Source organism: Tessaracoccus sp. MC1679 (genome assembly GCF_014164775.1).
In the GTDB taxonomy this organism is placed as follows: Bacteria; Actinomycetota; Actinomycetes; order Propionibacteriales; family Propionibacteriaceae; genus Arachnia.
Genome location: NZ_JACJGB010000006.1, coordinates 142,805 through 161,411, shown reverse-complemented (window position 1 = coordinate 161,411; position 18,607 = coordinate 142,805). Strand labels below are relative to the sequence as shown.

Here is an 18,607-nt window from a genome sequence, read left to right as displayed (position 1 = left end):
GCTGCCCATTCTACCCGAGGCGCCTCAGGGTTGATTCAGGGGAGCGATCCACTCCAGGCGGACCGGCGCCGCGCTACCGTGGAGGCGCACATTGCACTTCCGTGGAAGGACACCCCGTGGCCAGCATTTTTGAGCGCATCGCTCTGGTCTTCAAGTCCAAGGCCAACAAGACCCTGGACAAGTACGAAGATCCCCGTGAAACCCTCGATTACTCGTACCAGAAGCAGTTGGAGCTGCTGCAGAACGTGCGCCGCGGCGTCGCGGATGTGGCCACCAGTCGCAAGCGCGTGGAGCTGCAGGCCACGAAGATGAGCCAGGAGGTGGCGCGGCTGCAGGCGGCGGCGGCGCGCGCCCTGGAGGCCAACCGTGAGGACCTCGCCCGCGAGGCGCTGACCCGCAAGGCCGGCCTGCAGACGCAGCTCGATGACCTGCAGACCCAGCACGCCCAGCTTCAGGGCGAGGAGGAGAAGCTGGTGCGCGCCAGCTCCCGCCTGCAGGCGAAGGTGGACGCGTTCCGCACCCGCAAGGAGACCATCAAGGCCACCTACTCGGCCGCGGAGGCGCAGACCCGCATCAACGAGGCGTTCACCGGCATCTCCGAGGAGATGAGTGACGTCGGCCTCGCGATTCAGCGGGCCGAGGACAAGACCCTGCAGCTGCAGGCGCGGGCCTCCGCCGTCGACGAGCTGCTCGCCTCCGGCGCGCTCGAGGACCCCAGCGGCATGTACAAGGACGACATCACCCGCGAGCTGGACGCGCTGGCCTCTGACTCCGTCGTCGAGGACGAGCTCGCCGCCTTGAAGGCTCAGCTGACCGGCGCCCCGGCGCCGCGCGCGGAGATCTCGGCGCCGGCCAACGGTACGACGGCCTCGCCCGCGACCCCTGTGGAAGCGCAGCAGCCCGCCGCGCAGCCGGCACCCGGCCAGGAGTCGCAGGCATGATCGTGCGGATCATGGGCCAGGGTCAGTGGGTCCTGGAGCCTGAGCATCTGATGGAGCTCAACGAGCTGGACCGCGCGCTGGAGGATCGGGTGGCGGCGGGCGACGAGCCCGGCATGCTCGAGGCCTTGAAGGGCCTCGTCGAGGGTGTGCGCGCCCGGGGCATCGAGGTTCCCGAGGACGTCCTGGCGGAGTCGGATCTGGTGCTGCCGGACGTGGATGTCACCCTTGAGGAGATGCGCGAGCTGCTGGAGGAGATCAGCGAGTACTACGGGCTGATCCCGGACGCCGACGATGAGCTGAGCGAGTCGGACCCGGAGTCGACGGAGCTTTGAGAGTCGTTGTTGCCTCGGACGCCCTGGCCGGGCTCAGCGCGGCCGGGGCGTCCGAACTCATCGCCGGGGCGTTCATGGAGCGTGGCGCTCAGGTGGTCGTCGTCCCACTGGGCGTGGAGGGCGAGGCATTGGCCGCGGCGGTCGCGGTGGCGGCGCCAGCGGCCACCCTGGCGTCGCCGGTGGACGCCGTCGAGCTGGGTCGGTTCCTTGCCGAGGCCGACGGCGACCTCGTGGTGGATCTCACCGGCTGCCGGGTCGACGACCTGGCCCGGGAGGCGCTGGACGCGTTCGATGCGCAGCCTGTCGCGGCGTTGAAGGTCGCGGGGGAGGCGTGGGAGGGTCGTCGGCTCGTGGCGCTCGTCCCCGAGGGCCAGCCCGAGCGGCCGTTGACCGGCCTGACGGGGATGGCGGCGACGGAGGGGCGTGAGCGCGGCGCTGACCTCGCGGCGGTGCTCGCGGCGGATTCCGTGTCCGGGCGCTGGGCCGCTCATCTGGGGCTGGTCCCCGGGCCGGGGGCCGGGGCCGCCGGGGGAGCGGGGCTGTTGATCCAGGCCATGGGCGGGGTGGTGACGGACCCGCTGACGTTCCTCGAGGAGAGCTACGGGCTCGCTGGCACCCTGGGGCAGGCCGATGTGGTGGTGACGGGGGCCGAGTCCCTGGACTTCCACGCCGTCGGCGGGCCCGTGGTGAAGCGGGTGGTGTCGCTGGCGGGGGAGGCGTTGCGGCCGGTGATCGCGGTGGTGGGCCGCAACTTCGTCTCCGCCAGAGAGCTGCGCCTGGCCGGGCTGGAGTCCGCCTACCCCCTGCTTCCGGGCGCGGGCGACGAACCGTCGACCCCGGAGCAGTTGGCCGAGGTGGCCGCGAAGGTGGCCGCCACCTGGTCGTGGTGAAGATCTCCTACGCCCTCCGCGGTTCCGCTCCCGCTGGCTGAGGTGCCGCGCAGCGGCCTCGAAGCCTCAGAAACCTACGCCCTCCGCGATACGGGGATGGGGTTTCCTTCAGAAGCGGCGTAGAATCGTCACACCACACGTACTTACAACATTTGGAGTCAAGCGTGACCGATACCCAGATCCAGACCGGCGTCGTCCTCACCGACGTGGCCGTGCAGAAGGTGCGCGCCCTGCTGGACGCCGAGGGCCGCGACGACCTGTCGCTGCGCATCGCGGTGCAGCCCGGAGGCTGCTCCGGCCTGCGCTACCAGCTCTACTTCGACGACCGTCAGCTCGACGGTGACGTCGCGACCAACTACGACGGCGTGGTCGTCGTCACGGACAAGATGAGCTCCCCTTACCTGGGCGGCGCCAGCATCGATTTCGTGGACACCATCGAGAAGCAGGGCTTCACCATCGACAACCCCAACGCGGGAGGGTCATGCGCCTGTGGAGACTCCTTCCACTGAGTTTCGCCTGAAACTTCCTATGCTAGGCCACCCCTGTGGAGACATCTCCGCGGGGGTGGCTTTTTGCGTTAAGGTGGGCCCCAGCAGTGGTGTCCTGTGAATCCATCATGGTTTTTCGCAGGGCTGTTCGGTCTACGGAAGGGCAACTTGTGAGTGGCAATCCTGCTCCATCGCGTCGGCGGATGGTTCGTGCAGCCTTGCTTGTCGGAGTCCCGTTCTCCCTGATGGGCTTGACGGCGTGTTCCGAGCAGGCGGCGCGGTTCGGCCTTCCGGTCGCGGCCACCGAACAGGCGCCCGTGATGGGCGACGTCTGGGTGGGTGCCTGGATCGCGTCCCTGGTGATCGGCCTGCTGGTCTGGGGCCTGATCGGATGGGCGGTCATCCGCTACCGCCGCCGCGACGGCGATGCTCCGGCTCCCCGGCAGACCACCTACCACCTGCCGCTCGAACTGCTCTACACGCTGGTGCCGTTCCTCATCATCGGCGTGCTGTTCTTCTACACCGTCAAGGCCTCCGACGCCGTGCTGCAGACCTCCGAGGATCCGGATGTCACCATCAACGTGATCGGTCAGAAGTGGTCGTGGACGTTCAACTACCTGGAGGCGGACAACCCGGACATCGGTACTGATGCGTTCACCGTCGGAACGCTGGAGACCATTCCGGAGCTGTATCTGCCCGTCGATCAGACTGTGCGGTTCAATCTGCAGTCCGCCGATGTGATCCATTCTTTCTGGGTGCCGTCGTTCTACTTCAAGATGGACGTCATTCCCGGGACCACCAACTCCTTTGAGGTGACGCCCAACCGTCTGGGTATCTACGACGGTAAGTGCGCGGAGTTGTGCGGCGAGTATCACGCGCTGATGCTGTTCAAGCTGCATGTGGTGACTCAGGAGGAGTACGCAGAGCACGTTCGGGAGCTCGCCGCCAACGGCAACGCGGGCGAGAGGGAGTTGCAGGAGGCCCTTCAGGCCGTTCTGCCGACGGAAGCACCGGAGGAGCACCAGTGAGCAGCGCAACCATCACAGAGCGCACGGCGATCCAGCAGGAGACCCGCACCGAGCCGCACCGGCTCGGCGAGACCGTGATGAAGTACCTGACGACGACGGACCACAAGGTCATCGGCAACATGTACTTCGTCACCGCGTTCGGCTTCTTCATGTTCGGCGGCATCCTGGCGCTGTACATCCGCGCTGAGTTGGCCGCCCCGGGCATGCAGTTCGTCAACTACGAGACGTTCAACCAGTTCTTCACGATGCACGGCACCATCATGTTGCTGATGTTCGCCACGCCGATGTTCGCGGGCTTCGCCAACGCCATCCTGCCGCTTCAGCTCGGCGCCCCGGATGTGGCGTTCCCGCGCATGAACGGGTTCTCGTTCTGGCTGTACATGTTCGGCTCGCTCATGGCGTGCGCCGGCTTCCTCAGCCCCGACGGCGCCGCCAGCTTCGGCTGGTTCGCCTACGCGCCGCTCTCCAACGCCATCCACTCGCCCGGCATCGGGCACGACCTGTGGCTGATGGGCCTCTACCTGCTGGGCCTGTCGACCATCCTCGGCTCGGTGAACTTCATCACCACGATCATCACCATGCGCGCCCCCGGGCTCACGATGTTCCGGATGCCGATCTTCGCGTGGAACATCCTGGTCACCTCGCTGATGGTCCTCATCGCCTTCCCCGTGCTGGCGGCCGGCCTGCTGGTGCTCGAGGCGGATCGCGTCCTGGGTTCGCACGTGTTCGACCCCGCGTCGGGCGGCCCAATCCTCTGGCAGCACCTGTTCTGGTTCTTCGGTCACCCCGAGGTCTACATCATCGCGCTGCCGTTCTTCGGCATCATCACCGAGGTCCTGAGCGCGTTCAGCCGCAAGCCGGTGTTCGGCTACTACGGCCTGGTGTTCGCGACGCTGTCCATCGGGGCGCTGTCGGTGTCGGTGTGGGCGCACCACATGTTCGTCACCGGCTCGGTCAACCTGCCGTTCTTCTCGTTCATGACGTTCATGATCGCGGTGCCCACCGGCGTGAAGTTCTTCAACTGGATCGGCACCATCTGGCGGGGGTCGTTGACGTTGAATACGTCGATGACGTTCGCCATCGGGTTCCTCACCACGTTCCTGTTCGGCGGCCTGACGGGCATCATCCTGGCGGCGCCGGCGCTGGACTTCCAGGTCTCCGACACCTACTTCGTGGTCGCGCACTTCCACTACGTGCTGTTCGGCACTGTGGTGTTCGCGATGTTCGCTGGCTTCTACTACTGGTGGCCGAAGTTCACCGGCAAGATGCTCAACGAGACGTGGGGCCAGGTGCATTTCTGGCTCCTGTTCGTCGGCTTCCACACCACCTTCCTCGTGCAGCACTGGCTGGGCGTCGAGGGCATGCAGCGACGCATCGCCGATTACGGCGCCTGGGAGGGCTTCACGTTCCTCAACCAGCTCTCTACGTTCGGCGCGTTCCTGCTCGGTGTGTCGATGCTGCCGTTCCTGTGGAACGTGTGGATCACGCGGAAGTCGCCCATGGTGGGCGTCAACGACCCGTGGGGTTGGGGCCGCTCGCTGGAGTGGGCCACGTCCTGCCCGCCGCCGCGGCACAACTTCGATTCGCTGCCGCGCATCCGCTCCCTCAGCCCCGCGCTGGACATGCACCGGCCTGAGCTGGTCGAGGCCGCGAACCTGCACGCGGAAGACCCGGGCGAGTTGCTGGACCGCGTCAACCCCATCGTCGAGCCGGAAGGTAAGAAGCTGTGAGGCCCGAGAAGTACGTCTTCTGGTTCATCTTCGTCTTCTTCGCGGTGGTGACGCCCATCTACTGGTTCATGGCGCAGGAGATCGCCGGCACGTTCGTGTTGGGCTTCAGCGGGCTGCTGGGCTTGATGATCGCGGGCTACCTGACTCTGACGGCGCGGAGTTTCGACCCGCGTCCCGAGGATCGTGAGGACGCCGAGGTGATCGAGGGGGCCGGCACCATCGGTTTCTTCGCACCCAAGAGCATCTGGCCGTTCTTCGCTGCGGTGACCGTCATGGTCATCTTCCTCGGGCCAGCCCTGTCGCAGCCGTGGATCAGCCTTGTGGGCTTCGGGATCGGCATCTGGTCGGCCAGCGGCTGGATCCTCGAGTTCTACCGAGGCGACTACAAGCACTGAGCCGCGCAACAGGGAAGGGCGCGGTCCAATGCTAGACCGGCCCTCCGGTGCTGTCACAGCCCTGTAGGGTCTCCATATTCCTTTAACGACGAAGAAGGGTTGACCTATGGTCAACCCTTCTTCGCCAAGCCGATCACGGTTAGGTCGTATCGGCCGCTATCGCCTCGTCACTCACTCCTCAGCCACAGAATGTGCTGTCAGCGCACGTATTGCCAGCGCTGTTGAAGTTCGGCATGCTCACTTCGAAGTCTGTGAACGTGCTGATGGTGGTGCCGCACGTGATGGTGGCGTTCACCAGCACACTGCTCGCCATGTTGTTCGTGTTGCACACGATCAGTGCTGTAGTCCCATCAGCAGGGCTGCTGCCAGTCCAAAGAACCGTGGCCTGTCCGGTCTTCTCCTTGATCTGGGTGATCGTGCCGGTGCAAGTGCCAAGGTCACAACCGGCTCCACTGATCCCGAAGTAGAGCTTGTAGGACTGTTCCGACCCAGCCTTCTTGCAGGACTTGGTGCCGTCAACTACCGGCTTGGGAACGCAGCGGCTGGCTGCGAAGGCAGGAGCGGCGCCGGCGACGGCGACGGCGGGCACCGACCAGGCGATGCCCTTGGCCACGGTGCGACGATTAATAGGTGCGGCTGAGTCAAAAGCCATGGTGGGATCCCCCTCTGAAACGGTACGTCTGTACCGAGGCGTATGGTCTAGCTCACCTTAACACCTGAGAGGGCCTTGAGAGAATACAGGTCCAACGCAAGCCACAGGCGTGTCACCGGAGAGGTTTGGCCGATGGTGAACGTCCCCCTGTTCCCTGAGGAGAGCCCTCCGGGCGAGCGATGGAGCCCCCCCGCAGCCTGAAGAGAGAGCCCTCCGGGGGAGCGTTGGCTGAACCTCCCCCCGCTCCCTGAGGAGCCCTTCGTGCGAGCGGTGGCTGAACCACCCCCGCTCCCTGAGGAGAGCCCTCCGCGAAGCGGCGGGGCTCGTCTCGAAGGGTCGTGACCGCACCTACAAGCGGGTCCGCACCGAAGCTAGCGTCCGCGAACGGAACGATCACCAACTCTGATCGAGCGGGCGACCCTCCTCGTACCCCGAACCCGACTGCACGCCCACCACGGCACGTTCGGCGAACTCGTCGAGGCTTCTCGCCCCTGCGTAGGTGCACGACGAACGGACGCCGGAGGTGATCCAGTCGATCAGATCCTCCACCCCCGGGCGCCTCGGGTCGAGGTACATCCGCGACGACGAGATGCCCTCCTCGAACATCGCGGCACGCGCCCGGTCGAACGCCGACTGCTCGCGCGTGCGCTGCCGCACCGCCCGCGACGACGCCATCCCGAACGACTCCTTGTACACGCGCCCCTGGTTGTCCATCAGCTGGTCGCCCGTGGATTCGTGCGTCCCCGCGAACCAGGAGCCGATCATCACCGAGCCGGCGCCGGCGGCGAGAGCGAGGGCGACGTCGCGGGGGTGGCGGACCCCGCCGTCGGCCCAGACCGACTTCCCGCGCTCCTTCGCCGCCTCGGCGCACTCCAGCACGGCGGAGAACTGCGGCCGCCCGACCCCAGTCTGCATCCGCGTGGTGCACATTGCGCCCGGGCCTACGCCCACCTTGAGAATGTCGGCGCCGGCGTCGATGAGGTCGTCGCAGCCGTCGGTGGTCACCACGTTGCCGGCGACGATGAGGACCCGCCGGCCGGTCTCGGCCTCGAACGCGTCGCGTGCGTCGCGGGCGAGACTCAGCGCGGAGATCATCTTCTCCTGGTGCCCGTGGGCGGTGTCCATCACGATCACATCTGCGCGACCCTCCAGCGCGGCTCTGACCTTGGCCGAGATGTCGCCGTTGATGCCCACCGCGACACCCGCGCGCAGGCGGCCCTCGTGGTCGACGGCGGGGGAATAGATGGCGGATCGCAGGGCGCCCTTGGGGGTCATCAGGCCGACGAGGCGGTCGTCGGCGTCGACGGCCAGCGCCACCTTCTGGTGCTGCTCGCTGAGCGTCGCGAAGACCCCGGCGGGGCTGGTGTCCGCAGCAACGCGCGTGACGTCGCTGGTCATCACGTCCTTGGCCTGCGCGAAGCGGTCCGAGTCCGACGCGTCCTGCGGCGTGACGAGGCCGACGATGCGGCGGTCCTTGTCCACCACGACGGCGACGCCGTGGGCCCGTTTGCCGATCAGGCTGAGGGTTTCCCCCACGGTGGTGGTGGGGGAGACTGTGACGGCGGTGTCGAAGACGGGATGTGCGGCCTTGACTTTGTCGATGGACCGGGCCACGACGTCGCTGGGGATGTCCTGCGGGAAGATCGCCAGTCCGCCGCGGCGGGCCATGGTCTCGGCCATGCGGCGGCCGGAGACCGCCGTCATGTTGGCCGCGACGAGGGGAGTGGGGGTGGCGAGGCCGTCGGTGGAGGTGAGATCCACGTCAAGCCGGGAGCTGATGCTCGATCGGCTCGGGACCATGAAGACGTCGCTGTAGGTCAGGTCGTAGCTGGGGTCACCGTGAAGGAATCGCACGTCGGGTGAGTCTACCTGAGTCCCGCTGGGTGAGCCGGGCGCGCGCGTAGCGCCGCGATCGTGTCGAAGCCTGTGGTGCCCGGCGCAGGAAGCATCCAACGGGTAGCGTGGAGGCACCCGTGGTAAGGAGTGGCATGAGCAACACCGAGTCTTCGCCCCAGTTCGTCGACTGCGCACACCACAACCATCCGCCCACCGAAGTCCAGCAGCTGGCACCCAGGCTCGTCAGCCTCGGCGAGGGACCCGATGCGATGACCGTCCGACGCACCCTCCCGCAGCTCGAACGGTCCTTCGTCGGCGCCTGGTGTTTCGCCGACCATTACGGCCCCAACCTCGTGGAGGCCACCGGCGGCATGGACGTGGCGCCGCACCCGCACACCTCGCTCCAGACGGTCAGCTGGCTGTTCGACGGCGAGATCGAGCACCGCGACTCCGGCGGGATCCACGACCTCGTCCGCCCCGGCGAGGTCAACCTCATGACGTCCGGCTTCGGCATCTCGCACTCTGAGGTGACCACCGCCCAGACCGAGTACCTCCACGGCGTGCAGCTGTGGGTGGTGCTGCCCGAGCACGCGAAGGACATGCAGCGCGGATTTCAGCATCACCGCCCCGACGTCATCGAGATTCCTGGCGGCAGCGCGCGGGTCATGGTGGGGGACCTGGCGGGGGCATCCTCGCCGATCACCACTGAGACCGGGCTGCTGGGCGCCGAGATCATCCTGCGGCCCGGGGCGGAGTGGGAGTTCGAGGTGAAGCCCGGCTACGAACACGGCGTGCTGGTCGACGTCGGCGCCGTCGAGGTGGACGGGGTGCTGATCGACAAGGACGCCATGGGTGTCCGCGACGCCGGCCTGAACCATCTCCGCCTCCGGAACCCCACAGACCGCGACGCCCGCCTCATGCTGCTCGGCGGTGAGCCGTTCGAGGAGGGCATCGTCATGTGGTGGAACTTCATCGGCCGCAGCCACGAGGAGATCGTCGAGCTGCGTGAGGCGTGGCAGGCGGGCGACGACAGGTTCGGCGGAGTCCGCGGCTACAAGGGCGCCACGCAGCGCCTCGAGGCCCCACCCCTCCCGACGGCGAGGCTCAAGCCGCGCTTCCGCCGCCGTCGCGCCTAACCCGCCGCCTATCCTGCCTGCCCTCCCCAGGCGGTTGGGACAGGCCCGCGCGGCTGACGTTCCTCCAGACCGGTCCTCGGGCCCCCTGGGGGGTCGACATGCGTTCTGGAGGAACATCAGCCGCGCGGCCCCGACATGACCCCAAGGCCGCGACCCCCAACGCGACGGAGGGCGCCGTCCTCAGACGACGCCCTCCGGCCAACTCTTCAACCCATCTAGTGGTGCAGACCCGCCTTGTCGGCTCCGGCCCCGTGGCGAGGACCGTCCAGCTCGCGACCCTCCACCGCGACACCGTCGACGGCGTGGCCATCCGGACCGACCCCATTGAGCGACCCATGGCCCCCATGCGACCCATGATGCGCAGCCGCCTCAAGCTCCTGGGCGGTCGGCTTGGCGATGTCGTGGCCGAGGTACCACCGCGACAGTCGAGCCCGCAGCCGCGACACTCCACCCTTGCGGCGGACACCCGCGGCGTCCGTGTCGGCCCCCGCGACGAGCACCTTGTGCTGCAGGTGCTGGGTGAGCACGAACTGCTCCCCGTGCGACACCGGCACGTGGGACTCCGAGTACCCGCCCGACGGCGACCTCACGATCACGCCGTCCTCCGAGCCGTGCAGGGCACGTTCGCGGTCCGCACGCTGCAGGCTGAGGCAGATGCGCTTCGTGACCATGAACGCGATGATGGGACCGACGAACACCGCGACCCTCGTGAACAGCGTGATGGCATTCAGATCCAAGGCGAACCGGGTGGCGATGATGTCGTTGCCGCCGGCGATCCAGAACATGCCGTAGGACGTCATCCCCGCGACACCCAGCGCCGTGCGCACCGGCGCGTTCCGCGGACGGTCCAGAAGGTGGTGTTCGCGCTTGTCGCCGGTGATCCACGCCTCGATGAACGGCCACGCGCCGAGCGCGGTGAACAGCACGCCCATCAGGCCGACGCCGGGCAGGAACACGCTCCATGTCCAGGTGGTGCCCCAGAAGCTGGATTCGAGGGCGGGCATGATGCGGATGGCGCCTTCCACCCAGCCCATGTACCAGTCGGGCTGGGAGCCCGCGGTGACCTTCGACGGGTCGTAGGGCCCGTACAGCCACACCGGGTTGATCTGGAACAGGCCGCCCATGAGGACCAGGACGCCGAACACGATGAAGAAGAAGCCGCCCATGTGGGAGATGTAGACGGGGAACATCGGGTAGCCGACGACGTTGTTCTCGGTGCGGCCGGGGCCAGGGAACTGTCCGTGCTTGTGGTAGACCATGAGCGCCATGTGCGCGGAGATCAGGCCGAGCAGGATGCCGGGCACCAGCAGGATGTGCACCATGTAGAGCCGGGGGATGAGGATGTCGCCGGGGAACTCGCCGCCGAAGACGAAGAACTCGGCCCAGGTGCCGATGATCGGGATGGAGCGCACGAGCCCGTTGACGAACCGGAGGCCGGTGCCGGACAGCAGATCATCAGGCAGGGAGTAGCCGGCGAATCCGGCGATCAGCGACAGCGACAGCAGGCCGACGCCGATCAGCCAGTTGACCTCGCGCGGCTTGCGGAACGCGCCGGTGAAGAACACGCGCAGCATGTGCACCGTGGCCGCCGCCACGAACAGCAGCGCCGCCCAGTGGTGGATCTGGCGCACCAGCAGGCCGCCGCGCACGTCGAAGGAGATGTTGAGGGTGGAGGCGAACGCCTCGGAGACAGGCATGCCCTTGAGGAGCTGGTACGAGCCGTCGTATTCGATCTCCGCCATGGACGGCACGAACCAGATGGTGAGGAACACGCCGGTGAGGAGCAGGACGATGAACGAGAACAGCGCGATCTCGCCGAGCATGAAGGACCAGTGGTCGGGGAAGACCTTGCGCAGGAGGGGCTTGGTGAGCTTCGTGAGCCCGACCCGCTCGTCGGCCCACTTGACGAGGCCGGGTGCCTCCGGGTTGGTCACCGGCGCGACCTTCGGCTCAATCGTCGGCGACGACGGGGCGACTGTGGTGGGATCGGCCATTACTGGTCACCATCCTTGAAGTCGTTGCTCGAGTCGCGCTCGAAGAAGCTCGGGCCGACGGGGAGGGTGAAGTCTCCCTGGGCCACTAGGTAGCCGTCCGCGTTGACCTTGATGGCCAGCTGCGGCAGCGAGCGGGCCGCGGGCCCGAACACCACGACGCCGCTGTTGCCGAGGTCGAACGTCGACTGGTGGCATGGGCACAGCAGGTGGTGGGTCTGGCGTTCCCACAGCGAGATGGGGCAGCCCACGTGGGTGCAGATCTTGGAGTAGGCGAGGATGCCGGAGACGTGCCAGTCGCGGCGCGATTCCGGGATCTGGATCGAGTTGGGGTCCATCCGCACGAGGATGAGCGACGACTTGGCCTTGGCCTGGTGCGCCTCCACGCCGTGCAGGTCCCGCAGGGTGGCGGGCTGGGCGTTGACCAGCTGACCCACCTCCAGCATCTCGGGGCGGATCGGCAGCCAGTTCTCGTCGTTGAGGATGAGGACGTCCTCGGCCCAGATGGTCTGCTCGATGGTCTCGGCGCGGACGGCCTTGGTGGGATGCGGCCCCATGTCCGCCAGCAGGACCACGAGGGGAACCACCGACATGCCGACGGCGCCACCGAGGGCGCCGAGGATCAGCTTGCGACGGCGGACGCCGGACTGTTCGACGCCGTCGTCCCAGCCCTGCAGCATGGTGCGCATCTCCTCCGGGGAGGAGGAGGCGGAGTGGCGGGTCTCGACCATTTCGCGGTCATCCATGATGACGCGCGCCCACTGGATCACCGCGACACCGATCAGCACGGCCGACAGGCCACCGGTCAGGCCGAAGCCCACGTTCTGCGCGTTCGCCCGGAGGATGCCGAAGTCGATGACCATGTCGCGCGGGACGGCGAAGTAGATCACGATGAAGGCGATGGACAGGAGGGGGACGGCGCCGAGCATGAGGAGGATGGCTGTGTAGGCGCGGTTGCCCGCGCCCTTGTCCGCGTCGGCGTAACGCTCGACGTGTTCCTCGAGGCCGGGGTTGGCGACGCTGTGACCCAGTTCGGGGTCACGCACCGGCAGGTTGTCGTGGCTCATCGGGCCCGGGCCCCCTTCTTAGCGATCCAGGTGGCGACGATGGCGAGGCCGCCGATGCCGATCACGAAGGCCCAGAAGCCTTCGGAGACGGGCCCGGCGTCGCCCATGGTGAGGCCGCCGTAGTTGGGTTGCGAGTTGGCCTCGTCGAGGTAGCCGATGATCTCGCGGACGCTCTGGTCCGGCATGACGTCCTTGGAGAACGTGGGCATCTGCTGGGGTCCGGTGCGCATGGCCTCGTAGATGTGGACCGGTGCGGTCTCCACCAGGGAGGGGGCGTACTTGCCGTTGGGCATCGCGCCGCCGCCGCCGACGATGCCGTGGCAGGCGGAGCAGTTGGCGCGGAAGAGGGCACCGCCGCGGGCGATCTCCTCCTCGGTGAGGCCCTCCGGGGAGTACTGGTCTTCCGTCGGGATGGCGGGCCCGGCGCCGAGGGTGGCGACGTAGGCCGCCACGGCTTCGATCTGCTCCTGCGAGTAGTTGACCTGGCGGGCGGGCAGCTGGGCCTGCTCCCGGGCCGCCGGCATGCGGCCGGTGCCCATTTGGAAGTCCACGGACGCGGCGCCCACACCCACCAGGGACGGGCCCTGGGAGGTGCCTTCGCCGCCGAGGCCGTGGCAGGAGGAGCAGGTGAAGTCGAAGAGGGCCTTGCCCTCCTCGATCTGCTGGGTCATCTCGGTCTCGGCGGAGGACCGTTGGGGGCTGACGACGCTGTAGCCCAGGCCGACGACGAGGAGGGCCAAGATCAGCAGCAAGGGACGCGCCGCCGCATGCCGCCGGAGGTTGGTCAGGAACTTCACGGTGTCTCCAGGTCTAGTGCGGTCAGCGGAGGAAGTAGAGGACGCCGAAGAGCAGGATCCAGATCACGTCGACGAAGTGCCAGTAGTAGGACACGACGTGGGCGCCGACGGTCTGCTCGTGGGTGTGGGTGCGCGTCATGTAGGAGCGCGCCAGGATGAACCAGAAGGCGACGATGCCGCCGATGACGTGGAGGCCGTGGAAGCCGGTGGCGAGGAAGAACACGGACCAGTACTGGTTGGTGGAGATGGTGAAGCCCTCGCCGAAGAGGGTGAAGTACTCCCACACCTGGCCGGCGACGAAGATGGAGCCCAGGGTGGCGGTGACGATGAAGCCCTGCCGCATGCCCCACTTGATGGGGTTGAGCCAGGAGCCAGACACCCGGCCGGCCTCGGCCGCGTTTGCGGCGAGCTGGCAGGTGACCGACGACAGCACCAGGATGGCGGTGTTGATGGCGGCGAAGGTGGTGTCCAGGTGCACCGTGTTGGCGTCCCACAGCGACGTCACCCCGGCGGCGGCCGCGGCGTCGTTGGTGATGCTGCGGATCCAGAAGTAGGCGGCGAACAGGGCTGCGAAGAACATCAGCTCGCTCGCGAGCCACACGATGGTGCCGACGGCGACCGTGTCCGGCCTGCCCATCGGCTTGTTCAGTCGTGCGGAGGGGACAGCGTGGAGTGCGCCCGTGGGCAGCTCCGTCGGTGCGATGAGGGTGTCATGATTGGTCGCCACGAGGTCATTATTGCGGTAAAACCCGTTGAGGTCACGCCAGCGGCCGGATTAGGGGTACCCCCCTGGTTTCGCGGCGGAGGGGCATGCGATAATCCGCGCATGTTTGTCCAGGCTTTGGCCGCACTTCCGCTGCACGCCAAGCCCGACGACGACATCATTCCGCTGGTGGGTGCGCGCTACTTCACCGCCTGGGAATTCCCGCTCTACGCGGTGCTGGGCCTGCTCGTCGTGGGCGGCCTGTACCTGTGGGGCGTGTGGACGCTGCACCGTCGCGGTGACCGGTGGCCGGTCATGCGCACCGTGTCATTCGTCGGACTCGGGTTGGGCACCATCGCGGTGGCCATCTTCAGTTTCCTGGGCGTCTACGACACGGTGCTGTTCTGGGTGCACATGCTCCAGCACATGCTGCTGAACATGATCGCGCCCGTGTTCCTGGTGTTCGGGGCGCCGGCCACCCTGGCGCTGCGCACCCTCCCGAAGCGGCAGCGGGGCTGGCTGTTGGCGGTGCTGCATTCGACGGTGGCGAAGGTGCTGCTGTTTCCGCCGCTCACCACGGGGCTGATGGTGGCCAGCCCGTTCGCGCTGTACATGTCGGGCTGGTACGAGATCACGCTGCAGAACGACTTCTGGCACGATTTCCTGCACTTCTACCTGATCACTCTGGGCTGCCTGTTCTTCTTCCCGCTGCTGGGGGTGGATCCGGTGCCGATCAAGATGCCGTATCCCATCCGGATCCTGCTGTTCCTGCTCACGATGCCGTTCCACGCTTTCCTGGGCGTGACGATCATGGGCTCGACGCGGCTGATCGCGGAGGAGTGGTACCTGGCCTTTGAGCGGTCGTGGGGGTTGTCGCCGATGGAGGATCAGTCCTGGGCGGGGGGACTGATGTGGGCCACGGGGGACATCACGATGTTCGCGGCCATGATCACGATCTTCATCCAATGGATCAAGGACTCCAACCGGGAGGCCAAGCGGGTGGACAGGGCCCTGGACCGGGAGGAGGCCCAGCGCACCAGGCGGCCGGGTCTTGGCTACGATGACCCCCAGAAGGATCCTCGGCCGACGGTTGTCGGCGACAACGCGAAGGAAGACCCAAGATGAGCGAAGCCACCGCGAAGGTGCTGGTGTTCTCCGACGACCGAACGGTGCGCGAACAGGTCCGGCTGACCCTGGGCAGCAGCGTCGCCCGCGATCTGCCGCCGATCGAGATCTTCGAGGTCGCCACCCAGGGTGCGCTGCTGCGCACGCTGGACGCCGGCACGGACTACGCGGTGATGATCTTCGACGGCAACGCCCAGCCCTCGGGCGGGTTCGGCCTGGCGCACCAGGTGAAGGAGGAGTACGCCGACTGTCCTCCGGTGATGCTGCTGGTCTCCCGCGAGGCGGACGCCTGGTTGGCGTCCTGGGCGCGTGCTGAGGCCGTGGCCCCATTCCCGATCGACCCGGTCACCATGCCCGTCCAGGCGGCCAACCTGATCCGCGCCCGGTTGGCGCAGGTCGGCTGATGTCGGGCTACACCTGGCCCGACATCCTGACCGGCCTGGTGCGCAGCGAGGGCCTTGAGTCCACCGCAGCCACCTGGGCGCTGAACGAGATCCTCGCGGGTCGCGCCTCCGAGGTGCAGATCGCGGCGCTGCTGACGGCATTGCGCGCGAAGGGCGAGTCCGAGGACGAGATCGCAGGTCTGGCGGACGCGATGCTCGCCAACGCGCTGCCCATCGCGCTGGATCCTGACGCGGTGGACATCGTGGGCACCGGGGGCGACCGCGCCAACACCGTCAACATCTCGACGATGGCCGCCATCGTCGCTGCTGGTGCGGGCGCGAAGGTGGTCAAGCACGGGTCGCGGGCGGCGTCGTCGATGGCGGGCACCGCGGACACCCTGGAGGCGCTGGGGGTGCGGATTGACGTCGAGCCCGCGAAGCAGGCGCTGATCCTCGACGAGGTGGGAATCGTGTTCCTCTTCGCGCAGCTCTACCACCCGGCGATGAAGAACGTGGCGGGGGTGCGCAAGGCGCTGGGGATCCAGACCACCTTCAACTTCCTCGGCCCGCTGGCCAACCCGGCCCGGCCGCGGGCGATGGCGTTGGGTGTGGCCAACGACGACGTGGCCCCGGTGATCGCGCGGGTGCTCGCCGAGCGCGGCACGCGGGGCATGGTGTTCCGCGGGTTCGACGGATTGGACGAGTTGACCACCACGTCGGAGTCTGACGTGTGGATGATCTCTGAGGGGCGGGTGCACCGCACGGTGCTGAACCCGGAGGAGCTCGGCCTGGAGCCGGCGGCACCGCACGACCTTCACGGCGGTGACGCGCCGCACAACGCGCAGGTGGCCAGGGACATGCTGGCCGGCAAGCCGGGCCCGGTGCGCGACATCGTTGTGTTGAACGCGGCCGCGGCCTTGTTGGCGTATCGGGGGATCTCGACGGTGCTGCCGCTGGTGGACCAGATGCGCGAGCCTCTCAAGGCGGCCCAGGACGCCGTCGACTCCGGCGCCGCCGCCTCGACCCTCGACCGCTGGGTGGAAGCCACCAACCGCTGACGAGACCTTTCCCGCCGGCGGAGCTGCCCTTTTCCGCTGGCTGAGGTACGGCGCAGGGCCCCTTTCCCGCAGGCCGAGCTGCCCATTCCCGCTGGCTGAGGTGCCGCGCAGCGGCCTCGAAGCCTATGAAACGTGACCTTTCAGACCGCCTTCCCCCTGGCTGAGGCACCCCCACCGCTGGCTGAGGTGCCGCGCAGCGGCCTCGAAGCCTATGAAACGTGACCTTCCGGACCAGCCCATCACCGCTGGTTGAGGTACAGCGCAGGGCCCCTACCGCTGGCTGAGGTGCCGCGCAGCGGCCTCGAAGCCTCTGAAACGCGACCTTCAAGACCCCCTGGCTGAGGCACCGCGGGGGCTCATTCCCGCTCCCTGAGGAGGGGCCCACCCGCGGAGCGGCGTGGCCCTGTCTCGAAGGGTCGTAACGCACCCTCGCAGGCGAAGTGCCATCGGGTTCCTGCCTGCCCTCTGAGGAGGCCGGCGTCGCGAAGGTCGGCCCTGCACCGCTCCCTGAGGAGGCCGGCGTCGCGAAGGTCGGCCCTGCACCCGCTCCCTGAGGAGGCCGGCGTCGCGGAGCGACCGTCGGCTGTCTCGAAGGGTCGTGTCGCGCGCGTTCAGACCCGGGCGGCCGGGTCCTAAGGCCGACGGTGGACCTCGCCCGGCCGTCGATCACGACCGTGCAGATACAGCCGCATTCGTTTCGTCGGCGAGATCATCGGGTTGCGGGTGACCGGATCGAACGTGATGGTCCATTGGTCCGCCGCGTCGTTGAAGCGTTGTGGCTCCACGACGGCGTGGTGGTGGGCGCATAACAAGACCAGGTTTCCCATCGAGGTTGGCCCGCCGAGGTACCAGGGGATCACGTGATGGGCTTCGCAGGCTGTGTCTGGTGCCGTGCAGTTGGGGAAGATGCAGCCACCGTCGCGGATGGTCAGCGCTTTGCGGAGGCCGCGGCTGACGAGGCGCTCAGTGAGGCCGAGGTCCAGCACCTCAGACCCGCCGCCGAGCACCACGGGCGTGAGGTCTGCGTCGCAGCACAGGCGACGCAGCTCCCCGGCGGAGATCTTCGTGCCCGAGGCCAGCACGCCGACGGCTTCGGCGCGACCGCGGAGGTCGGATTCCTGGATGGTGACCACGATCCGGGGCCGGTCTCCCGCGACAGTCGGGGCCCCGCGGTGCTCGCCGACCAGGGTGGTGAAAGCATCGGCGCGGCGCTGCTCCGGCGTGCGGCCCTGGTCTGCGGCCGCGTGATCGCGCAGTAGCTGCGGCCCGGGGCGCAGCGAACGGACACCGGTGAGCCGATCTCGCGCCGCTCGTCGATCCGCCTGGACGTAGGCCTCGACGGTGGCGATCAACGGTGCCGCGTCCACCGCGGGCAGCGACCCCCTGAACCACACCGAGCCGTCGCCGTCGTCCCCGTAGGAGAATGAGCGCTTCGCCTTCGCCCGCCGGGCCTGGGCCTCCATATCCGCGACCAGCTGTTCCCGGGTGGGCACCTGTTCCGGCGCAACCTCGGCCAGGACCAGCGGCGCCAGCTTCGACAACTCCCGCGGTGTGGTGGTGCCTGCCCGTCCGAGGAACGCCTCCTGCGCTCGCTCCAGCTGCTCCGCGGTCAGCGAGGCCGGAAGCTCTGCCATGCCCTTCGAGATGGCCACGGCATGCGCCGGAGACACCTCGCCGTCGAGCGCCGCCTGCTTCACATGGGAGTGGGCCGCGACATCCCGCGCCTGGAAGACCTGCGCTGCGGCTTCTTTCGTGTCACGCTGCTCCGACACCGCCAGAAACGACGTCAACGGCGTGCCGGCCGCCCGCATGGACGCCTGCGCCCGGTTGGCTTCGTCGGTCAGCACGAGGGCCAGCGTCCCCACTCGCTCCGACAGCCGCCGCGCACGCTGCATCAACCGCAGCCTCGCCGGGGCATCCAGCCCTGCGCGCTCGGCGTGATCCACCTGCGACAGCGTGGACTCCAGCGCATCGAGCGCCTGATCCGTGGTGAGCCGCCGTTGATGCATGCCCCCATTTTAATCGAACACAAGCACCAATCCAAGCACGGGGAGG

General features: G+C 67.8%; 18 protein-coding genes. 11 read left to right on the top strand and 7 right to left on the bottom strand.

Annotated elements, in window-relative coordinates; all coding sequences use genetic code 11:
* The first annotated feature begins 116 nt into the window (after positions 1–116).
* From H5398_RS11365 to H5398_RS11335, 7 genes are all read left to right on the top strand, one after another.
* Positions 117–941 (top strand): PspA/IM30 family protein, encoded by an 825-nt coding sequence (locus H5398_RS11365; RefSeq protein ID WP_182800086.1) that lies wholly within the window; start codon positions 117–119, stop codon positions 939–941.
* Complete coding sequence (locus H5398_RS11360; RefSeq protein ID WP_182782524.1) at positions 938–1,273, top strand: hypothetical protein; 336 nt, start codon at positions 938–940, stop codon at positions 1,271–1,273. The genes H5398_RS11365 and H5398_RS11360 overlap by 4 nt, the downstream gene beginning before the upstream one ends.
* Complete coding sequence (locus H5398_RS11355; protein WP_182800085.1) at positions 1,270–2,163, top strand: glycerate kinase; 894 nt, start codon at positions 1,270–1,272, stop codon at positions 2,161–2,163. The genes H5398_RS11360 and H5398_RS11355 overlap by 4 nt, the downstream gene beginning before the upstream one ends.
* 152 nt (positions 2,164–2,315) lie before the next feature.
* On the top strand, positions 2,316–2,672 hold the full coding sequence (locus tag H5398_RS11350; RefSeq protein ID WP_182800084.1) for an iron-sulfur cluster assembly accessory protein: 357 nt from the start codon (positions 2,316–2,318) through the stop codon (positions 2,670–2,672).
* Between the two features lie 299 nt (positions 2,673–2,971).
* Entirely contained in the window at positions 2,972–3,679 is a 708-nt protein-coding gene (gene coxB / locus H5398_RS11345) for a cytochrome c oxidase subunit II (RefSeq protein WP_182800180.1), read from the top strand.
* Positions 3,676–5,409, top strand: coding sequence for a cytochrome c oxidase subunit I (ctaD, locus tag H5398_RS11340; RefSeq protein ID WP_182800083.1), 1,734 nt, complete (start codon positions 3,676–3,678; stop codon positions 5,407–5,409). Before coxB ends, ctaD begins: the two co-directional genes overlap by 4 nt.
* Positions 5,406–5,804: a cytochrome c oxidase subunit 4 gene (locus H5398_RS11335; RefSeq protein ID WP_182800082.1), complete on the top strand. Its 399-nt coding sequence runs from the start codon at positions 5,406–5,408 to the stop codon at positions 5,802–5,804. The genes ctaD and H5398_RS11335 overlap by 4 nt, the downstream gene beginning before the upstream one ends.
* Before the next feature lie 178 nt (positions 5,805–5,982).
* On the opposite strand, the gene H5398_RS16855 is transcribed toward H5398_RS11335, so the two are convergent.
* Together H5398_RS16855 and H5398_RS11325 are read right to left on the bottom strand one after the other, a co-directional pair.
* Entirely contained in the window at positions 5,983–6,456 is a 474-nt protein-coding gene (locus H5398_RS16855; protein WP_220489357.1) for a hypothetical protein, read from the bottom strand.
* Positions 6,457–6,849: 393 nt separating this feature from the next.
* A complete protein-coding gene (locus H5398_RS11325) occupies positions 6,850–8,310 on the bottom strand; it encodes a GuaB1 family IMP dehydrogenase-related protein (RefSeq protein WP_182800081.1) in 1,461 nt (486 codons plus the stop codon).
* A 134-nt stretch (positions 8,311–8,444) separates the two neighbouring features.
* Here H5398_RS11325 and H5398_RS11320 point away from each other — a divergent pair, with 134 nt between their 5' ends.
* Positions 8,445–9,428 carry a pirin family protein gene (locus H5398_RS11320; protein ID WP_182800080.1) on the top strand — a complete coding sequence of 328 codons (984 nt, stop codon included), beginning with the start codon at positions 8,445–8,447 and terminating at the stop codon, positions 9,426–9,428.
* A 215-nt stretch (positions 9,429–9,643) separates the two neighbouring features.
* Here the strand turns inward: H5398_RS11320 and H5398_RS11315 are convergent, their stop codons facing one another.
* The 4 genes from H5398_RS11315 to H5398_RS11300 are packed head-to-tail and all read right to left on the bottom strand — an operon-like array spanning position 9,644 to position 13,920.
* Positions 9,644–11,422 (bottom strand): ubiquinol-cytochrome c reductase cytochrome b subunit, encoded by a 1,779-nt coding sequence (locus H5398_RS11315; protein ID WP_182782530.1) that lies wholly within the window; start codon positions 11,420–11,422, stop codon positions 9,644–9,646.
* Positions 11,422–12,486 (bottom strand): ubiquinol-cytochrome c reductase iron-sulfur subunit, encoded by a 1,065-nt coding sequence (locus H5398_RS11310; RefSeq protein WP_182782531.1) that lies wholly within the window; start codon positions 12,484–12,486, stop codon positions 11,422–11,424. The genes H5398_RS11315 and H5398_RS11310 overlap by 1 nt, the downstream gene beginning before the upstream one ends.
* Positions 12,483–13,283 carry a c-type cytochrome gene (locus H5398_RS11305; RefSeq protein WP_182782532.1) on the bottom strand — a complete coding sequence of 267 codons (801 nt, stop codon included), beginning with the start codon at positions 13,281–13,283 and terminating at the stop codon, positions 12,483–12,485. The genes H5398_RS11310 and H5398_RS11305 overlap by 4 nt, the downstream gene beginning before the upstream one ends.
* A gap of 22 nt (positions 13,284–13,305) precedes the next feature.
* A complete protein-coding gene (locus H5398_RS11300) occupies positions 13,306–13,920 on the bottom strand; it encodes a heme-copper oxidase subunit III (protein ID WP_182800179.1) in 615 nt (204 codons plus the stop codon).
* A 189-nt stretch (positions 13,921–14,109) separates the two neighbouring features.
* Here H5398_RS11300 and H5398_RS11295 point away from each other — a divergent pair, with 189 nt between their 5' ends.
* From H5398_RS11295 to trpD, 3 genes are read left to right on the top strand one after another with little or no spacing between them, the layout of a single operon-like run.
* The gene (locus tag H5398_RS11295; protein WP_182800079.1) at positions 14,110–15,111 is read left to right on the top strand and encodes a cytochrome c oxidase assembly protein; all 1,002 of its coding nucleotides are present in this window, start codon (positions 14,110–14,112) and stop codon (positions 15,109–15,111) included.
* The gene (locus H5398_RS11290; RefSeq protein ID WP_182782534.1) at positions 15,108–15,515 is read left to right on the top strand and encodes a response regulator; all 408 of its coding nucleotides are present in this window, start codon (positions 15,108–15,110) and stop codon (positions 15,513–15,515) included. Before H5398_RS11295 ends, H5398_RS11290 begins: the two co-directional genes overlap by 4 nt.
* On the top strand, positions 15,515–16,552 hold the full coding sequence (trpD, locus tag H5398_RS11285) for an anthranilate phosphoribosyltransferase (RefSeq protein ID WP_182800078.1): 1,038 nt from the start codon (positions 15,515–15,517) through the stop codon (positions 16,550–16,552). Before H5398_RS11290 ends, trpD begins: the two co-directional genes overlap by 1 nt.
* Before the next feature lie 632 nt (positions 16,553–17,184).
* On the opposite strand, the gene H5398_RS11280 is transcribed toward trpD, so the two are convergent.
* Entirely contained in the window at positions 17,185–18,561 is a 1,377-nt protein-coding gene (locus H5398_RS11280; protein WP_182800077.1) for an HNH endonuclease signature motif containing protein, read from the bottom strand.
* Between the last annotated feature and the right edge of the window lie 46 nt (positions 18,562–18,607).